The organism is Turicimonas sp. TL08, from assembly GCF_054660695.1.
On record NZ_BAAGDP010000003.1, the window covers coordinates 1 to 16966 of the forward strand.

Here is a 16966-nt window from a genome sequence, read left to right on the forward strand (position 1 = left end):
AGCTCCTTTTTCCGTAAAGACGAGCCGAGAACACAGTCATCAGCGTAATTACATCCTTAACCAGTTCCGTTTCAAAAGCTTCGTCTTCCGGATCATCGAGAATCTGAATCGAGACATTAAACTGTTTCCACCAGTAGAAAACTAATTCCTTTCCGAACCGTAAAAGACGATCGGCATGCGTCAATGTAAGAGAGCTTACGGTACCGCTCCAGATGGCTTCCAGCAGTTTCTTTAATCCCGGCTTTTTGCAGTTTAATCCGGAGCCGAGATCAGAGATAACCTCATCGCAGCCACTGTCTTTAAGGCGTTGAATTTGGGACTGAAGGTCAGATTTTTGATCGTAGCTGGAGACTCGGGCATATCCGATGCTGCGGCGTTCCTTTTTTTTATTAAATGAGAGAAAGAGCAAGAAGCAAAACGACGATGGTTCCCGACAGTTCGGAGGGTCTCCGTCAATTTACCGGCACGGCACCAGCGGCGAATGGTTGCTGAGGTAACACCTAATTTAGCTGCTAACTCTCCTACCGATAGGAGAGAAAAATCTAGACGCTTCATGTGAAAAGGTGGGTATTATTCTTGTTTGTACAAGATTACACAACAATTTCATGACTAGTTTTTAACCCTCCCGTCTCTCCTCTGGCTTCAATTTTCATTGCTGCGTGTGCAGGAATGACATTTCTACTTTCGCCTGCAATAAGCTTGCCCACGCAAACACGAGTCAAACCTTTGCTATGCCGTGGAATTCCAGAAATGAGTGTCGCAGCATTACAAGCGGCTAAGAGCGCGCTTTTGCCGGCTTCAGGATTTGACCCGGCATGAGCGGGAACACCTTCAAAAGTTACGTTCAGTTTTGATGTTGCTAAAAACCTTTTTTGCATATTCCCACTTCACCTAGCTTGCATTTCGTCCCGATATGAAAGCACAACAGCTCGGCTACATCGTCCAAGAAACTTCCGTTTGCAACGGCCACCCCCCCCCCACGGACACCTTCCTCTGAAGGCTGGAACACAAATTTGAATTTTCCGCAAAGATTATCTTGATTCTCAACTATCCATTCAGCGACTGCCAACAAAATAGAGGTATGTGCATCATGACCGCAGGAATGCATCACCATTGGTATTTCAGAGGAATATCCTCCTAGGACGGCCTCATGTGCCGCATCGTGACTTTCTTGAACTGGAACGGCATCAATATCTGCTCGTATTGCAATGGTTGGACCTGGCCTGCCTGTATCAAAAGTTCCTGCAACTCCCGTGTAACCTTGAGTCTTCTCAATGAAATTTTTTGGAACCCCGTGTTCGAGAGCTCGTTGTATGGCTGTTTTTACTTCCTGCTCATCGCGTCCGTGAACAGAAGCCCGATCCAAAAAATCTTCGCCTAATTGAAATTCAACCTGAAGTTTTTCCAATCGCTTCGCGATGAAGTAGGTGGTTTCAAACTCTGTCCAACCTAATTCCGGCCGTTTGTGGATTGTCCTGCGATCCGCGATCATCTGTGTAACAAGCTGAAGAGGCAATTCTTGCATGATGTTCTTTCCGTCACGAGATTCAAAGTATTTAGCTTAACCTTTTGAAAGCTCTGACGTTCAAAGTCTTCAGGGCGAATGCAACAAAAAAAAATATAGCACCTTAAAAGATATAAATTAGCTCCTTGCCTTGAATCCACAGATTAAGAGTGGCACAATACTGATATAATATATATCTATGGTGCCATGACTTTAAAACTTTCTGACGTTCAAGGCCTGCCCGCGGGAGCGCTTCTCAACGAAAATAAAAAAAGCGGATATATTCAAGTTTATAAATACGAATATGAGATTGACGAAGAAACAGGCAGTAAAAAAAGAATTCGAATCTCCTTAGGAAATGTCGTCCGCAACCGTTTTGTGCCGAGCCCGCAATATCAACTTCGGCTCGATTTGGAGCGGCTGGAAGCAGAAAATAAGTTGCTTAAACAAAAACTTTCGGGCACAATTATCCCTCCCGTTGAAGTTGCGGGGCAGGCCGCAGCCGTTGGAGCCTCTGTTTCTAAGGCTGTTCAAAAAGCCAAATTGTCGGGAACAAAGAAAACCTCAGTTGATGTAACTGCTCTGGCCACTGTGGCGCTTTTCTCTGCCTTGACTGGCGAGAGTGATGCTGTATCTATCGAACAGTACTCAAAAACTTACTGCGAGTTCTTTCACAAAACAATGCCTCAACTTAAGTTAGAAGGCTTTTCCCACGATACTGTTCGACGGCTTCTGCTTTTGATTGATCCAAATGAATTTGATCAATTTTATTCACAAATGACCCTGCCGTTGGTTCGAGAACAAGCTGGAAGAATTATTGCAGCTGACGGGCAAGCAGTTCGTGCGACAGCTTTAACTGACAACAGCGATGGACAGCCGCACAGCGCCTACTACTTAATGAATCTTTACGACACGGCTTCAAAAGTTTGTTTAGGTCACAAAATCATCGATAAAAAAACTAATGAAATCACTGTAGGCCCGCAATTGGTTAAAGGATGGGATTTGCACGGTTGCTACGTTACTGCTGATGCTATGAGCTGCCAGATTGATTTTGTCAACGCAGTTCAAAAACAGGGAGGCGGTTATCTAATCTCTTTGAAGGGAAATCAAAGTAAATCCTTTGACGAAGCTCGAGAAATCTTTGCCTCCGCTCACTGCTCGCACATCTACAGTTCTGAAGAAAGAGTCGAGCTTGACCACGGCAGAATCGAGACTCGAAAAGTCTATATGGTTTCCGGGAAATTTTTGAGTAAAACCTTGCGCAAAAAGTGGGCTGGGCTTAGCGAGGGCTCAGTCTTGAAAATGGTTAAAACGGTAACTCATAAGAGATCCAGAAAAGAAAGCTTTGATGAGAGCTTTTACATCAGTTCCATTGCCAGCATGCAAGAAAATTTGCCCCTGGTGACACGCGTTATTCGAAATCATTGGGGCATTGAAAATAATTTACATTGGATGCTTGACATGTACTGGCAACAAGATCGAATACAGGCCTCTAACCCTAATTACATCTCAAATCGCTGTGCACTAAACAAAATGGCACTTGCGTATCTAGAAAATTATCGCTATTGGCTTTGGGAGAACAAACGAATAAAATCGGAAGACGATATTTCAATACGGTCCCTGCAAATTAAGTGCAGAAAGCCGGAGATCGCCCTTGAATGTATTGCCGCTGGTCTGGGTTTTATCTGAGATATAAATTATTATTTGCGTTCGCCGTGCAAAGTCTTCGGGTATTCCTTCATCCAAAGAGTGTTTTAACGAACTTTGAAAAAATTGTCTGAGACAAGTTTTTATTAGGTGAGAAGATCGTAAGAACTTGATCGCAAAAATCCCATCCTTTTGTTGAGGAATGGGATTTTTTGATTTCAGAGGAAAAATTACTTATCGAGTCCGGCAGCCTTTCTCAAGTCAGCCGCCTTGTCAGTACGTTCCCATGTGAATTCCGGTTCTTCTCTTCCAAAGTGGCCGTATGCAGCTGTCTTGCTGTAAATCGGGCGCTGCAGATCAAGCATTTTGATGATGCCGGCTGGGCGAAGATCAAAATGTTCGCGAACTAATTCAGCGATTTTTTCATCAGGAATAACGCCTGTACCCTCTGTGTAGACCGTAATATTGACAGGTTTAGCAACACCGATAGCATATGCAACTTGAATTTGGCACTGACGTGCTAGTCCGGCAGCGACAATGTTCTTCGCGACATAACGGCAAGCATAAGCAGCAGAGCGGTCAACCTTAGTCGGATCTTTACCGGAGAAAGCACCACCGCCGTGCGGGCAAGCGCCGCCGTATGTGTCAACGATGATCTTACGGCCGGTTAAACCGCAGTCGCCCTGCGGACCGCCGATAACGAAACGGCCTGTCGGGTTGATCAAGAACTTGGTGTCCTTGAGCATTTCAGGCGGGAATACCGGACGAATAATTTTGTCGATAACGGCCTGAACGAATTCAGGCTTCATTTTCTCTCCGTCGCTCATCTCTGGAGCATGTTGAGTAGACAAAACAACGGTTTCAACGGAATCCGGTTTGCCATCAACATAGCGCATTGTGACCTGGCTCTTAGCGTCCGGACGCAGATAAGGCATTTCACCGCTGCGGCGCATCAAAGACTGCTGTTCAACAAGTCTATGGGCGTAGTAAATCGGAGCCGGCATCAATGCATCGGTTTCATCACAAGCATAACCGAACATCAAACCTTGGTCGCCGGCGCCTTTTTCCAAAGGATCGTCCTGAGCGTTGTTGACGCCCTGAGCAATGTCAGGAGATTGTTTGTCGTAAGCCACTAATACGGCGCAGCCTTTGTGGTCAATACCGTAGCTGCTGTCGTCATAGCCGATTCTCTTTAAAGTAGCGCGAACGATGTCAGTGTAATTGACGTTGGCTGTCGTGGAAATTTCACCGGCCAGCATGACGGTACCGGTTGTGCACAAAGTCTCGGCTGCTACTCTAGCGGTTGGATCTTGTTCAAGAATAGCATCAAGAATTGCGTCGGAAATCTGGTCTGCCACCTTGTCCGGATGGCCTTCTGATACGGACTCAGAAGTAAATAAGTATTCGTTTTTAGACATTTGCTGTCACCTAAAAAAATATTTAACACAAAGGAGACAGCGTCATTGAAGAGCTTCTTCAAGACGCTTTAGCGGTTATTTAGCCTTCCAGCAGCGCTCCGCAAGTTGTCCTTTAACTCAGCGCCCGAGAACTATAATCTTTCGCAATGCGAAATACAATCCTAGTTCTTACGTAGAATTGGACTTTAACAGAAAAATATTTCAAAGAACTTAAAAATGGCGAAGAAAAAATCTGCTTTGAACCGTTTCTTTTCTCGGTGTGCTATTGCCATGATGAAGTCAACCTCCGGCTGGAAACAGTCCTCCAGAACCAGAGTTGCTAATTGGCTTGCCGCCGTAGCATGGTATGCCATACCGAAAAGAAGAAAAGTCACGCTCCGCAATCTGGAACTGTGCTTCCCGGACTGGCCGGCAGAAAAAAGAGAAGAAGTCGCAAAAGGCGTATTTCGAAATCTCTTGAGAGCAGCCATTGACCATAGCGTCCTCATCAGGGGTACGCGTGAAGAAGTTCAAAATTACGTTAAGTTTGAAGGGAAAGAAGAATTCCTAAAACTGACTCAAGAACATCCGGTCATCGTGGTCACTCCCCACTTTGTAGGCTTAGACCAAGGAGGAATCGGCATCAATACGTTCTACCGCGGCTGCTCTCTTTATCAGCCGCAGTCCAATCCGCTTTGGGATAAGGTTTTCTACGATGCTAGAAAAAGATTTTCCGACCCTGTCCTGATTCCGAAATCCAATTCTGCAATGAAAGAAGTAATCCGTGCTATCCGTTCGGGTTTATCTTTTTACTATCTCCCGGATATGGATCACGGCAAAAGAAACTCCATCTTTGTTCCTTTTTTCGGAGTTCCGGCTGCCACCCTACCCATGGTCTCGAAGCTCGCCAAACTGACAAAGGCCAAAGTCATTTGGGGAATTGCGGAAACTACTCCGGAAGGCTATACCATGCATCTATCGGCTCCTTTGGAGAATTTTCCCACGGATGACGCTGAAGCCGATACCCTCCGCATAACGCAAGAATTGGAAAAATTTATTCTGAAACACCCCGATCAATATCTTTGGTCGCACAGAAGATTCAAAACGAGGCCGGACGGAGAATCATCAGTTTACGAAAACCTATAAAGAACCGCGTCCAAGGCCTTAAAATAGTTGTTTAACTCCCGACTTTTCTAAGAGGTCTTCGTGAAGATTAAGTTTTCAAAAATGCAGGGTGCCGGCAACGATTTTATCGTTATCGACTCGACCAAAGAACAATTCAGCTTATCGCCGGAAAATATTAGATTTTTAGCTGACAGGCACTTCGGAGTCGGTGCCGACCAAGTCTTAGTCATCGAGAAAACCGAACTTCCAAACGTAGATTTCAAGTACAGAATTTTCAACCACGACGGCGGAGAAGTTGAACAGTGCGGCAACGGCGCAAGGTGTTTTGCCCGATATGTTCACGACAAGGGCCTCACGGATAAGAAAAAAATCAAAGTAGAGACCGTCAAAGAAATCATTGAACCGGAGCTATTAGACGATGGCTCCGTTAGAGTCATGATGAATACTCCATCTTTCCGTCCTTCTGATCTCCCGTTTAATCCCAAAGGCCTTCCTGAGAGAGAAATCAACGGAGAAAAGCAGTGGGCAGTATCCTTTCAAGGAAAGCTTTGGTGGTTCTCGATCTCCTCCATCGGCAATCCCCACGTCACTATTCAAGTTGAAAATTTAGACGAGACTCCGATTAAAGAGCTTGGTTCTTTCATAGAAAACCATCCGGCCTTCCCTGCCCGCGTAAATGTCGGTTTTCTTCAAATCCAAGATCCTCACCACGGTAAATTCGCCGTATGGGAAAGAGGTGCCGGTCAGACTTTAGCATGCGGAACGGGGAACTGCGCAGCCGCGGCAACGGCTATCAAAAATGAAGCAATGGAAAGCCCGGTGACGCTGGAAAATCTTGGCGGTACCTTAACCCTTGAATGGGAAGGAGAAGGAATGAATATTTACCTTCGCGGTCCTGCCGAAATGGTTTTTGACAGTGAAATCGAAATATAGATGAGGCACTATGGCAGACGATATCGAACTTCCTGAAGGGTTTAATCCTGCTCAGTTTGTCAAAGATTATCTGTTGAAGAATCCGGAATACTTCCGTACTCATTCAGATGTTTTTTGCAGACTGGTACCGCCGCGCCAAAATCGAGAAGGAACTCGAAGCATTATTGAATGCCAAAACGAAGTTCTGAGGGCAAGTCTTACGACTTATGAGCTGCGTGAGGAAGAAATCGCAGCGCGTGAAAGAGAACTGGAAAAGAAACAAGCCGGCTTGTCAAAATCTCTTCTTGAGATGGCGGTCGCCCTCGTCGCAGTCACTAAAGACTACCAAATCCCGGGAATCCTATTGGAGCAATTCAAAAAGTTCTTTAAAGTCCAGCACGGCATCCTTCGTCTTTGGCTTTACCGCACGGAATTTGAAGGGCAGCCCTTTACCAAGCGCTTCTCTGAAGAAGTTGAATCAGAGATCTCTGAAATGCCTGAAATGTTTATCGGAGAAAATTCGGGTTCAGAAATTGCCTCTTGGTTCGGTGTACCAATCTCCGAAACCAAAGGAGTCATTCTCATTCCAATTAAAGCGCCAAATGGGATAACATTCGGTGCAATTTGTCTAGCTTCGCCTGACGTTTCTACATTCAAGGCCCCTGACGTTCAAGATTTCTTGTCAGGTGCGCTGCCGCTTGCTGAGGCAGCCTTGCTGCGTTTAACCAGATAATTTCATATGAAAACTAATATTCCTACTTTAATTCTTAAACCCGGAAAAGAGCGTGCTCTTCTCAGAAGACATCCTTGGGTTTATTCCACCGGCGTAGCTAATGTAAAAGGGAAACCTCAGAGCGGCGACACCATCAAAATCGTGGACAACAAAGGCAACTTTTTAGCCTGGGGAGCTTATTCTCCGGAATCTGCCTTACGCGCCCGCTGCTGGTCGTTTAACGAACAGGATGTCATTAATGAAGAATGGATTCGTGCACGCGTATTTGAAGCTATTCGCGCCCGCGATAATCTCAAGAGCCGCACCAATGCGATTCGCTTGATCTTTGGCGAGGCCGATTTCTTACCGGGACTCATCGTTGACCAATACGACACACAGTTGGTCACTCAATTTCAGGCTGCAGGTGTAGAAAAATGGCGTCCTGAAATTGGAAAAGCCTTGACCGATGCCACCGGATTTACACAGGTTTTCGACAGATCTGACGCAGCTACACGCGCCCGCGAAGGCCTTCCGGAGAGAAAAGAAGTTCTTGAGGGAGAAGAACCTCCGGAAAAAATTCAAATCGATGAAGACGGAATTCTTTACGGCGTTGATGTCCGTATGGGCCATAAGACCGGTTTCTATGTTGACCAGAGAGACAATCGCCGCCTTGCACGCCAATTAGCTGAAACCTTCCGAAAAGTCCACGGCAGAGGCATGCGTGCTTTGAATTGCTTCTGCTACACCGGCGGCTTCTCGCTTGCCTTAGCGAAAGGCGGCGCTGAAGAAGTCATTTCCATCGACTCTTCTGCCGATGCCCTTGAAATGGCTAAGTCCAACGCCAAACTCAACGGATTTAACGAATCTCAGATGAAATGGGTTGAGGCTAACGTCTTCGAGCAGCTCAGAAAATATAGAGATGCCGGAGAAAAATTTGATTTGGTGATTTTGGATCCGCCGAAGTTCGCATCCAGCCACCACCATGTAGAGAAAGCCGCCAGGGCATATAAAGACATCAACCTCAATGGTTTGAGACTCTTAAACGAAGGAGGTCAGCTGTTGACTTTCTCCTGCTCAGGCGCAATTGATGTCGACCTGTTCCAAAAAATCGTCGCAGGTGCGGTAATTGATGCAAAGACCGATGCATGGATGATTTCAAGACTGGGGGCGGGATCTGACCATCCTCTCTTAATGACTCATCCGGAAGGAGAATATCTAAAGGGGCTTCATTTAGTCAGCCGCGGCGCCAATACCGCGGGCTAACAAAAGCGACAAAGAAACGGGAGCTGCCAAGCTCCTTTTTCTTTTCCGCACTAGAAATAGCGAATTGGTCCGCTCAAATTCTTCAGCAAAGCCAAAACGCTTAAGGCCGCAGACACGCTGGACTTCGGATTGGCCTTATCCGGCTTGCTTTCAAAACTCAATGTGGCATTTAGAGTCTCGGAACGTACGCGGATAACATGTTCATTACTGGTACGGCCGGGCTCAGAAACCAACTTAGCCCGGATCTGCTCAGACTCAGAAGCTAATTGAGTTGCAATAGCAACATTGACGTTTTTCGGAAAACCTTTGATAGCTTCTTGAGCCGTACCGTCAAACGCAATTTCTCTCTCCGTCTTCGATAGAAGTCTTCCGTGCAGTCCCGGCGAACCTTCAAGTCCTTTCGGATTCTTGCAAGTTTCGATTGAGACTGAATATGGATAATCAGAAAAACTAAGTGTCTGAAGAAAATCCAGACCGCCGATTGCTCCGTTGGCAACATAAAGGGCAGCTCCCGAAAGCTCAGCCTCAGCTTTGACTGGTTCAAGGAAATGATTATCGGCCAGCGCACCAATGGAAATAGAGACGTAGTTTTTGCCGTTCTTTAGGGCAGGAATACAAGTTTCTTTGACCGCGCCGGCTCCTGCCAGCTCAACCACATATTCTCCGGCGCAAGCAAGAAAATCTTCAAAATCAGTTTCTACCTTAAGCCCAAAACATTCTTCGAAAGCACTTTTGTTTTTTCCTTCTCTGCCGTAGACGTTGACGAGCTTCCATTCATTGCCTAACTTCCAAAAATTTTGTACAAAAATCGAAGCTAAGGCTCCGCATCCGATAAGTGAGACGGTTTTCATAATGTATCCTTTAGATTTCACGGTTAATCTTATTGAAAAAGAGGCCCATCTGAAAAAGTTGTGCTTAGAGGTGAGTTAAGAAGAGCTTAGCTTTTTAAGGTTAAGGACAAATCAGGTAAAATATGTAACCATTTGCAATCTATGTTATGGGCGCCCTGCGGGTTCTCACTCAATTTGAGAAGCTGGATTTGTTAAGAGGAAGACGTATTTTTACCTTTAATCTCTTGACAGAGGTAATAGAATTGCTTGCTTGGAGAAGATGTCATTATTTCCTTCATAAGATATTTATAAGGAAAAATCAAAGACATCCTTCCTATTGGAGGTTTAGAAATGGACAAGATGATTCCTGTTACTATCATTACAGGTTTTCTTGGAGCTGGTAAAACAACTCTGTTAAACCGCATTCTCAAAGAAGAACACGGTCAGAAAATCGCCGTTATTGAAAACGAGTTCGGTGAAGAAGCTATCGACAGCGATCTGCTCGTCACTAATGAAGACGAAGAAATTATCACCATGAGCAACGGGTGCATTTGCTGCACTATTCGAGGTGACCTCGCAGAAAATCTAATCAAGCTCGCTGAAAGAAAAGAAAGAGGCGAAGCCAACTTTGACCGAGTCATCATTGAAACTACAGGCGTAGCCGATCCTGGTCCGGTTGCTCAAACCTTCTTTATGGATGAAGCTGTCAGCGAAAAATACATGGTTGACGGCATCATTACGGTCGTTGATGCAATCAACGGTACGAGAACACTCAATGAATCCGAAGAAGCGCAGTCCCAAGTTGGCTTTGCCGATAGACTGCTTCTCTCTAAAGTAGACATTGCCGACAAAGAAGTCGTCCAGGATTTGACTGACCGTCTGCACCATATCAACCCAAGAGCTCCGATTATCGAATGCAACATGGGCAACATTGATATCAACGAAGTACTCGATATCCATGGCTTTAATCTTGATGCAGCTCTCGAGCTCGACCCGGATTTCTTAAAAGAAGAAGCTCCGGAATGCTGCGAACATGATCACCACGATCATGAAGAAGGATGCTGCTGCGGTCATCACCATGATCATGAACATCACCCCGATGACGATCATTGCACCTGCGGTCATCATCACGACGAACACGACGAGGGCTGCAGTTGTCATGACCATCACGACCATCATGCACACAGCACGAAAGCTCGCTACGATGATGAAATTTCAGCCTTCATGTTCCACTCAGACAAACCGTTTGATCCGGCTCGCTTAGACAGCTATATGAGATCCCTGACAGGCGTCTATGGTCCTGACATGCTTAGATATAAAGGCGTCCTTTACATGACCGGAACAAACCGCAAGATGATTTTCCAAGGCGTACATATGCTTATGGCCGCCGACTTAGGAAAGCCGTGGGGAGACGAAAAGCCATCTTCCAAGATTGTCTTTATCGGACGCCGCTTGCCTAAGAAATCAATCATTCAGGGCTTAGAAACCTGCTTAGCAGAATAATTTATTAGTAAACATTAGTTATAGGGAAAATAACATGGCAACAAAACGTAGCGCCACAGCTAAAAAAACCGCTGCAGCTGACTCCAGCGTTAAAAAGACGTCTACACAAAAAGCCTTTGAAGACGCTGCCGAAATTGCTCCTTTAGTTCAGACACACAAGTCCAACGGCGGAAACGTCGTCGATGAAAAAGAAGCTCAGAAAGCAGCTGAATTCTTAATGGACTCTATGGCCAATAAGACTCAGGGCGGCATTATTGTTGACGGAATCGAAATCCCGACACTGGCTGAACTCTTAAGTATGCCGGAAGAAGACTACATGAACGAAAGACAGGTCGCCTTCTTCAAGCACCTTCTCAGAGAAAGAGAAGCTCAGCTGAAGGAAAATGCAGGTCAGACCACAGAAAACCTTCGTGAAAACACGATTATTCCGGATCCTTCCGACCGCGCCACTGTTGAAGAAGAACATGCTTTGGAACTGCGCACCCGTGATCGTGAAAGAAAGCTTCTGAAAAAAGTTCAAGAAGCTCTTAAGCGTTTGGACAAAGGTGAGTACGGCTGGTGCGAAGAAACCGGCGATCCAATCGGTATTCCTCGTCTTTTAGCTCGCCCGACAGCAACTCTCTCTTTGGAAGCTCAGCAAAGAAGAGAAATGCGTCAGAAGCTCTACGGGGATTAATCCGCGCTTAGCTGCTCGCTGAAGCCAGTCTCTCTATGCTTCAGCAGAAACTCACAGGAATGGCTTATTGCCGGCAGGCAATAAGCCGTTTTGCTTAAAAGTCGTGGAATAGTAACGTACGGCGGAAATAGCAAGAAAAATTCACTCTTTAAGATCAGAGCCTCAATCTCAAAAGCGAAGGCTCAAAAACAGCGGAACTATCTCACACATTAATGCGAGATAGTTCACAAGAATTCCAAACAAGACTTTTACACGTCCGGCGTCTTATTAGTCATCATCGTGGTGATGGTGTTTTTTGAAATGCTTCTTGAAGTGTTTCTCCATTTTCTTGTGGTGCTTCCACTCCTTCTCCATATGCTTGTAGTAATGTTCATCGTGTCTTGGATGATAGCGAGGACCGTACTCCTGCTCGTACCACGAGTTCTTCACAAAGAAAACAGGGCGTTCGCAGGCACCGTATCGTCCGCAATACTGCCTCCAAGCCTTCCGCTGAAAATTAGGCACCCGAAGATAAATTGGTTCTGCTGCGACAACAACCGGTCCGATGGCAATTACCGGCTGAACGTTCCATAACTGAGGAACCATACCGGAAACCATAGGAATCGGTCCGAAATATCCGGGCGCTCCTACATTCACATTTAAATCAAAGTGCACGCCGGCGGTCGCATTAAATGCAAGCAGCCAAGAGGCGCAGAACAAACTGAACCAGCCGCAAATCTTTCCTAGAACTTTCCTCATTTTGTCCTCTTGGAAAAGTTGTCTTGGAACGAGGATATCAAAGAAAATGTTGCTAAGTAAGTATTTATACCTATATGGAGGCTAATTTATGCTCAAATTAAGTGACTGCTATCCAGTCAAAATCATTTAACAAAAAGAAATAAAACCTTCATTCAGGCTAACGAAATGAGGACCTTCCTGTAGAAGAGCTGCCTTTTGTTCGCTAAATTCGTTTCAATACCAAACTTTGATCTAAAGTTAAGAAAAATATTTCATAACTGAGCAAGTTAGTATTTACATTCCCAAGAAGAAAATGTTCGTACAAAATTTTTTGGTTGCCTTCCCTTTGTTTGCTCTGATAGGGCTCGGATTTTTGTGTACCAAGCTAAACCTTCTTACGGATTCGGTCGGCACAGGTCTTTCCAAGTATGCCTTTGTTATTGCTCTGCCGATGCTGCTGTTTAATGTCATGAGCAACATCACGCACTTGCCTCCTCCGAACTGGTTTATTGCCATTGCTTTTTTTGGGTCTTGTTTCATCGTCTTTGTAATAGGAAGAGTCATCGGCGACAGGTTCTTAAAATTAAATGGAAAAGGACAAACGATCTTTGGGATGACCGGAGTTTTCTCAAATAATGTCCAGCTTGGAATTCCTATTGCCATCTCTCTTCTCGGCCAGGAAGCCCTCCCCTCGATTGCCGTTATTTTTTCTTTAAACGGTTTTCTGATGTGGACACTGGCCACAATTGCCATTGAAATCAGCAGAAATAAGAGTCCTTCTATTAAAAAAACGATTATTAAAGGAACTTGGTCTACCCTCAAAAATCCGATTGTGGTCGGTATTCTGGCCGGTACGTTATGGGGTTTCACAGGACTTACACTGCCCACTCCCGTTCAGACCGCCGCAGACTTGCTGGGCGACTCTGCATCTACCGTCGCTTTATTTGCAGTGGGAATCGGGCTAGCTAAATACAAAATTTCCAGCAATTTGGGCTTTTCTCTTTGGATCACCTTATTAAAGCTCGGCGTGCAGCCTCTGATTGTTTTGGTTCTCTGCCAAATAATTGGATTAGGACCATTGGAAACGAAGGCAACCTGTCTGATGGCGTGTTTACCTGTCGGCGTCAACGTGTATATCATGTCTCAAGAATTTAACGTTTTACAAGGTGCGACTGCAAACGCTTTGCTCATCACCACTACTCTGGCCTGCCTAACTGTGCCATTGACCTTGGCGGTTTTCGGCCTCATGTAACCTTAAAGAATTCTTTCGTTCCTTGTTTCAATCCTCCGGCATCGGTGCGTAGTGATATTTCTCAGTGATACTTAACTGTCTGTGGTACTCAACCGGCTCATCATTGACGGTGTAGGCAATTCTGCGAACTTCTATAACCGGAGTAGGAGACGGAAGTGAAAACATGTAGCAAAGATTAGGCGGTAAAAGAGCTGCCTTAATCGTTTCTTCACATCGGCCGATAGAGACGCCTAGTTCGGTTTGGTAGAAAGAATATAGAAGCTTTTCTTTGTGATTGAGAAGGTTCTCTTCGGTCAGCTTCTCGAACTCTTTGCCCCTTGCCCAAATTTCATCAAAAGTCACTAATCCGGAAGAAGCCAACAGAGCACGGGCCGTATGGACCACTAAATCCTCGGATGTTTGCTTCAAAATCTTTTGGATTTCCAAAGGAGCGACAACGCGATCGAAGAATAGCAGCTTGCTCGTTGTTGGAACTCTTTCATCTTTTTCCGGATCATCGGGAACCAGTTTGATGTAGCGCTTTTGAAAATGCGCCTCATTAGTCCGCATCTCCGCCACAAAAGTCCCTTTTCCTTGACGGCGAATAAGGGCGCCTTTGTCTACCAAAAGATTTAGAGCCCGCCTCATCGTTCCTTGACTGACATTAAAAGAATGGGCGAGCTCGATTTCATTGGGAAGCATCTCTCCGGGGGCCCATTTGCCATGGCTGATCATTTCGGCAAGAGTCTTACTTACTTGCTCAAACAGAGTCAATCTTTGCGGAAAAACGAAATCGCTTTCAATCGAAGAGAAATTGTCCATTTGAGCAGCTCCCGGAGAAATTCTTATTTGTTATGTAGTGCAGTTCATTTTACTTCCCAGGTCTGATTCTACTAATTTGACAACTTATTAACCACCTGAGCTATACCCTTATAGATCTCAAAGGCATTAGGCAAACTTTGTTCGTCTTGAAGATCGAAATTCGGACGGTGATGGCCTTGGTGATTACAGCCGTAAAGAATAAATGCTGCTTTTCCGCCATTCTTGATTACTCTGCTCAAGAATAAGGCACAGTCCTCAGATCCTGACGGGCAATGGATTCTTGGAACCATCTTAACGTTCGGGATCTTTGCCATCACTTCTTCGACGGTGTCGAAGAATTCCGGACATGGAGTCAGAGTAATAGATTCACCGGCGAGCTCGACCTTTGACTTAACTCGATAAGACTTATCTATGCCGGCGAAAATGTCATAGACACAATTCTTCATGAAGTCGTTGACCTCTTTAGTCTCCCCTCTGACTTCCATCTGAATTTTAGCATGAGCCGGCACTACATTTCTGCCTTCACCGGCGTGCAGAGTTCCGACGGAAACCATCGTTGCTCCGTCCCCATGTCTCGGAATTCCTTGCAGCATCATGGATGCAGCGCAAGCAGCCATCAAGGCATTATTACCTAGCTGCGGACAATTTCCGGCGTGCGCCGCTTTGCCTTCAATTGTTACATCAAACTTGGAAGAAGCCAGAAAGCCTCCGTCCATTACTGCCACTTCACCTAACCCGATGACGCCGCCGACATGACCTCCCACGAAGTAGTCAACATCATCAACGATTCCGGCTTCTACCATAGCGCGTGCGCCGCGAACACCTTCTTCAGCAGGTTGGAAAATCAATTTAAATTTTCCGCAGAGCTGATCCTTGTTATCCCAAAGCCAATGGGCTAAAGCCAGTCCGACAGCGCTATGTCCGTCATGCCCGCAGGCGTGCATGAAACCCGGTCTTTCGGATGCAAACCCTAATTTATTAGGAAGATGCTCCGGATCCTTAGACTCGCGAACCAACACACAGTCGATATCGCTTCTGAAAGCAGTTGTAGGACCCGGACGGCCGGTATCTATCACCGCAACCGCGCCGGTATACCCATCGCATTCATCGATAAAAGCTTGAGGAACACCATGATTTAACGCTCTGGTTATTCCGTCCTCAACTAGCTGAGGATCTCTTCCGAGGACTTCATTTTCGTTGATGTTAGCTTTTCCGACAGTAACCGGAATGCCCATTTTTCTGAGCTGATCGACAATGTAGTAAGTTGTCTCAAATTCGGTCCATCCTTCTTCAGGGCGTTTGTGCATATGGCGACGATGAGCAACCATTTCATTGACGTACACAGAGTTCATGATTTTCTCCAAAGTTATTTAAGGTTAACTGATCTTTTTTTTTAAGGTACAGATAGAAGCAAGCAAAGGCGATTCCAATAACACCCGCGCTCATACAGATCCAGTAAGCGAGATCGTTAGAGCCGGACTCTTGAGCCCACTTAATGAGAGCCGGACCGGCAAAGCCGCCGACGCTGTAGCCCAAGAACATGAGGGAAAGATTGACGCTGTTGTGCTTACTGCCGAATTCATCGGCTACTAGACTCGGATAAGTGCCGATAAATGCGCCATAGCACAAGCCAATCAAAACGATTCCGATAAAGAAGAAACTTACTTTGGACGCATTGGACTGAGCCAGCAAAACAAAACCCGCCAATGCAAGCACGAGCATCACGATTAAAGTTTGTACTCGGCCGAATTTGTCAGAAACCGCACCGGAAACAAAACGTCCGATTGTATTGGCCACAGAAATTACGGAAACGGCGGTGGCCGCTGCGCCCAAACCTAAACCGATTTGATTCTGAGCAATCCCGGCAAGACTGGAGATGAGCATCAAACCCATGGTTGAACCTGTAATAAACAAGGCAAACAGAGGAATGAATAAGGGTGACTTCAACATTCCGACCCAGTTAGTTTCAATGCCGATATGTTTGGAACCGGAAGACAGAGCGGTGAAGCTATCTGCAAAATGGTCGGGGCACTTATCGGTGAAAGCTGCGCAGAGAGGAATCAATACTCCCGAGAAAATTCCGAAATAGATACAAGTAGATGAAATACCGGATACTTCAATTAATCCATTGATTGCAAACGGCAGCAATGCAGCGCCAATGCCCAAAGAAGCAGTCACGAGGCCCCCGGCAAATCCTTTTTTGTCCGGGAAGAATTTGACCGCGCTGTTGATGGTGCAGCCGTTAACCATTCCTGTACCGATACCGACACACAGGCCGTAACCGATGTAAAGCATGGTCAATGAAGATGACAAACCGCAAATAATGTATCCGAGACCGACCATCAGACCGCCTGCAATTACGACCAATTTTGGTCCGAGACGATCGTTAATAAAGCCGCCGGCCAGCATTAGAAAAGGTGTTACACCGGCAGCCAAGCCAAATACTTGTCCAAGATCCGATGCTGTTAAAGAACTTCCGTTGAGCTCATTGAGGCGAACCGCTAAAGGACCGGCAAAAACGCTCCAAATATATAGAGCGCCGGTACAGAAATTAATGGCACAAAACAGGAAGAGAAATAACCAACGTTTTTTCTTTAAATCGTTCCAATTGTTCATAGAGATTCCTT

The 16966-nt window shown here is 45.7% G+C and carries 17 protein-coding genes and 1 pseudogene; 8 read left to right on the plus strand and 10 right to left on the minus strand.

Features of this window, described 5'->3' with window-relative positions; translation table 11 throughout:
• From ACYQ4O_RS02105 to ACYQ4O_RS02120, 4 genes and pseudogenes are all read right to left on the minus strand, one after another.
• A partial coding sequence (locus tag ACYQ4O_RS02105) for an IS607 family transposase (RefSeq protein ID WP_460174590.1) occupies positions 1-409 on the minus strand: 409 nt, incomplete at its 3' end.
• 17 nt (positions 410-426) lie between these two features.
• Positions 427-555: pseudogene (locus ACYQ4O_RS02110) on the minus strand (helix-turn-helix domain-containing protein); the annotation flags it as partial.
• A gap of 35 nt (positions 556-590) precedes the next feature.
• Positions 591-878 (minus strand): peptidase dimerization domain-containing protein, encoded by a 288-nt coding sequence (locus ACYQ4O_RS02115; RefSeq protein WP_460174591.1) that lies wholly within the window; start codon positions 876-878, stop codon positions 591-593.
• Positions 860-1525, minus strand: coding sequence for a M20/M25/M40 family metallo-hydrolase (locus ACYQ4O_RS02120; protein WP_460174592.1), 666 nt, complete (start codon positions 1523-1525; stop codon positions 860-862). The genes ACYQ4O_RS02115 and ACYQ4O_RS02120 overlap by 19 nt, the downstream gene beginning before the upstream one ends.
• 186 nt (positions 1526-1711) lie before the next feature.
• On the opposite strand from ACYQ4O_RS02120, the gene ACYQ4O_RS02125 reads away from it, so the two are divergent.
• Entirely contained in the window at positions 1712-3193 is a 1482-nt protein-coding gene (locus ACYQ4O_RS02125) for an ISAs1 family transposase (RefSeq protein ID WP_460174593.1), read from the plus strand.
• Positions 3194-3381: 188 nt separating this feature from the next.
• Here the strand turns inward: ACYQ4O_RS02125 and metK are convergent, their stop codons facing one another.
• Positions 3382-4569: a methionine adenosyltransferase gene (metK, locus tag ACYQ4O_RS02130; RefSeq protein WP_460174594.1), complete on the minus strand. Its 1188-nt coding sequence runs from the start codon at positions 4567-4569 to the stop codon at positions 3382-3384.
• Between the two features lie 216 nt (positions 4570-4785).
• Here metK and ACYQ4O_RS02135 point away from each other — a divergent pair, with 216 nt between their 5' ends.
• Genes ACYQ4O_RS02135 through ACYQ4O_RS02150 form a run of 4 tightly spaced genes read left to right on the plus strand, consistent with a single transcriptional unit; the run spans position 4786 to position 8560 of the window.
• Positions 4786-5694, plus strand: a complete 909-nt coding sequence (locus ACYQ4O_RS02135; protein ID WP_460174595.1) for a lysophospholipid acyltransferase family protein — start codon at positions 4786-4788, stop codon at positions 5692-5694.
• 60 nt (positions 5695-5754) lie between these two features.
• Entirely contained in the window at positions 5755-6606 is an 852-nt protein-coding gene (gene dapF, locus ACYQ4O_RS02140; protein WP_460174596.1) for a diaminopimelate epimerase, read from the plus strand.
• Between the two features lie 10 nt (positions 6607-6616).
• A complete protein-coding gene (locus ACYQ4O_RS02145; protein WP_460174597.1) occupies positions 6617-7318 on the plus strand; it encodes a hypothetical protein in 702 nt (233 codons plus the stop codon).
• Between the two features lie 18 nt (positions 7319-7336).
• Positions 7337-8560 (plus strand): class I SAM-dependent rRNA methyltransferase, encoded by a 1224-nt coding sequence (locus ACYQ4O_RS02150; protein ID WP_460174687.1) that lies wholly within the window; start codon positions 7337-7339, stop codon positions 8558-8560.
• Positions 8561-8610: 50 nt separating this feature from the next.
• Here the strand turns inward: ACYQ4O_RS02150 and ACYQ4O_RS02155 are convergent, their stop codons facing one another.
• The gene (locus tag ACYQ4O_RS02155; RefSeq protein WP_460174598.1) at positions 8611-9411 is read right to left on the minus strand and encodes an aspartate dehydrogenase domain-containing protein; all 801 of its coding nucleotides are present in this window, start codon (positions 9409-9411) and stop codon (positions 8611-8613) included.
• Positions 9412-9741: 330 nt separating this feature from the next.
• Here ACYQ4O_RS02155 and ACYQ4O_RS02160 point away from each other — a divergent pair, with 330 nt between their 5' ends.
• Together ACYQ4O_RS02160 and dksA are read left to right on the plus strand one after the other, a co-directional pair.
• Complete coding sequence (locus ACYQ4O_RS02160; RefSeq protein ID WP_460174599.1) at positions 9742-10893, plus strand: CobW family GTP-binding protein; 1152 nt, start codon at positions 9742-9744, stop codon at positions 10891-10893.
• 226 nt (positions 10894-11119) lie between these two features.
• Entirely contained in the window at positions 11120-11569 is a 450-nt protein-coding gene (gene dksA, locus ACYQ4O_RS02165) for an RNA polymerase-binding protein DksA (protein ID WP_066595946.1), read from the plus strand.
• A gap of 267 nt (positions 11570-11836) precedes the next feature.
• Here the strand turns inward: dksA and ACYQ4O_RS02170 are convergent, their stop codons facing one another.
• Positions 11837-12307 (minus strand): hypothetical protein, encoded by a 471-nt coding sequence (locus ACYQ4O_RS02170; protein WP_460174600.1) that lies wholly within the window; start codon positions 12305-12307, stop codon positions 11837-11839.
• Positions 12308-12599: 292 nt separating this feature from the next.
• On the opposite strand from ACYQ4O_RS02170, the gene ACYQ4O_RS02175 reads away from it, so the two are divergent.
• Positions 12600-13538, plus strand: a complete 939-nt coding sequence (locus ACYQ4O_RS02175; protein WP_460174601.1) for an AEC family transporter — start codon at positions 12600-12602, stop codon at positions 13536-13538.
• A 27-nt stretch (positions 13539-13565) separates the two neighbouring features.
• Here the strand turns inward: ACYQ4O_RS02175 and ACYQ4O_RS02180 are convergent, their stop codons facing one another.
• The 3 genes from ACYQ4O_RS02180 to ACYQ4O_RS02190 form a co-directional block, all read right to left on the minus strand.
• Positions 13566-14339, minus strand: coding sequence for a GntR family transcriptional regulator (locus tag ACYQ4O_RS02180; RefSeq protein WP_460174602.1), 774 nt, complete (start codon positions 14337-14339; stop codon positions 13566-13568).
• Between the two features lie 71 nt (positions 14340-14410).
• Positions 14411-15691: an amidohydrolase gene (locus ACYQ4O_RS02185; RefSeq protein WP_460174603.1), complete on the minus strand. Its 1281-nt coding sequence runs from the start codon at positions 15689-15691 to the stop codon at positions 14411-14413.
• Complete coding sequence (locus tag ACYQ4O_RS02190) at positions 15669-16955, minus strand: L-lactate MFS transporter (protein ID WP_460174604.1); 1287 nt, start codon at positions 16953-16955, stop codon at positions 15669-15671. Before ACYQ4O_RS02190 ends, ACYQ4O_RS02185 begins: the two co-directional genes overlap by 23 nt.
• Between the last annotated feature and the right edge of the window lie 11 nt (positions 16956-16966).

Bases quoted from the DNA above. Each gene is read 5' to 3' on its own strand.
- ACYQ4O_RS02115 (WP_460174591.1), bottom strand. From the start codon at position 878: ATGCAAAAAAGGTTTTTAGCAACATCAAAACTGAACGTAACTTTTGAA.
- ACYQ4O_RS02120 (WP_460174592.1), bottom strand. From the start codon at position 1,525: ATGCAAGAATTGCCTCTTCAGCTTGTTACACAGATGATCGCGGATCGC.
- ACYQ4O_RS02125 (WP_460174593.1), top strand. From the start codon at position 1,712: ATGACTTTAAAACTTTCTGACGTTCAAGGCCTGCCCGCGGGAGCGCTT.
- metK (WP_460174594.1), bottom strand. From the start codon at position 4,569: ATGTCTAAAAACGAATACTTATTTACTTCTGAGTCCGTATCAGAAGGC.
- ACYQ4O_RS02135 (WP_460174595.1), top strand. From the start codon at position 4,786: ATGGCGAAGAAAAAATCTGCTTTGAACCGTTTCTTTTCTCGGTGTGCT.
- ACYQ4O_RS02145 (WP_460174597.1), top strand. From the start codon at position 6,617: ATGGCAGACGATATCGAACTTCCTGAAGGGTTTAATCCTGCTCAGTTT.
- ACYQ4O_RS02155 (WP_460174598.1), bottom strand. From the start codon at position 9,411: ATGAAAACCGTCTCACTTATCGGATGCGGAGCCTTAGCTTCGATTTTT.
- ACYQ4O_RS02160 (WP_460174599.1), top strand. From the start codon at position 9,742: ATGGACAAGATGATTCCTGTTACTATCATTACAGGTTTTCTTGGAGCT.
- dksA (WP_066595946.1), top strand. From the start codon at position 11,120: ATGGCCAATAAGACTCAGGGCGGCATTATTGTTGACGGAATCGAAATC.
- ACYQ4O_RS02170 (WP_460174600.1), bottom strand. From the start codon at position 12,307: ATGAGGAAAGTTCTAGGAAAGATTTGCGGCTGGTTCAGTTTGTTCTGC.
- ACYQ4O_RS02175 (WP_460174601.1), top strand. From the start codon at position 12,600: ATGTTCGTACAAAATTTTTTGGTTGCCTTCCCTTTGTTTGCTCTGATA.
- ACYQ4O_RS02180 (WP_460174602.1), bottom strand. From the start codon at position 14,339: ATGGACAATTTCTCTTCGATTGAAAGCGATTTCGTTTTTCCGCAAAGA.
- ACYQ4O_RS02185 (WP_460174603.1), bottom strand. From the start codon at position 15,691: ATGAACTCTGTGTACGTCAATGAAATGGTTGCTCATCGTCGCCATATG.
- ACYQ4O_RS02190 (WP_460174604.1), bottom strand. From the start codon at position 16,955: ATGAACAATTGGAACGATTTAAAGAAAAAACGTTGGTTATTTCTCTTC.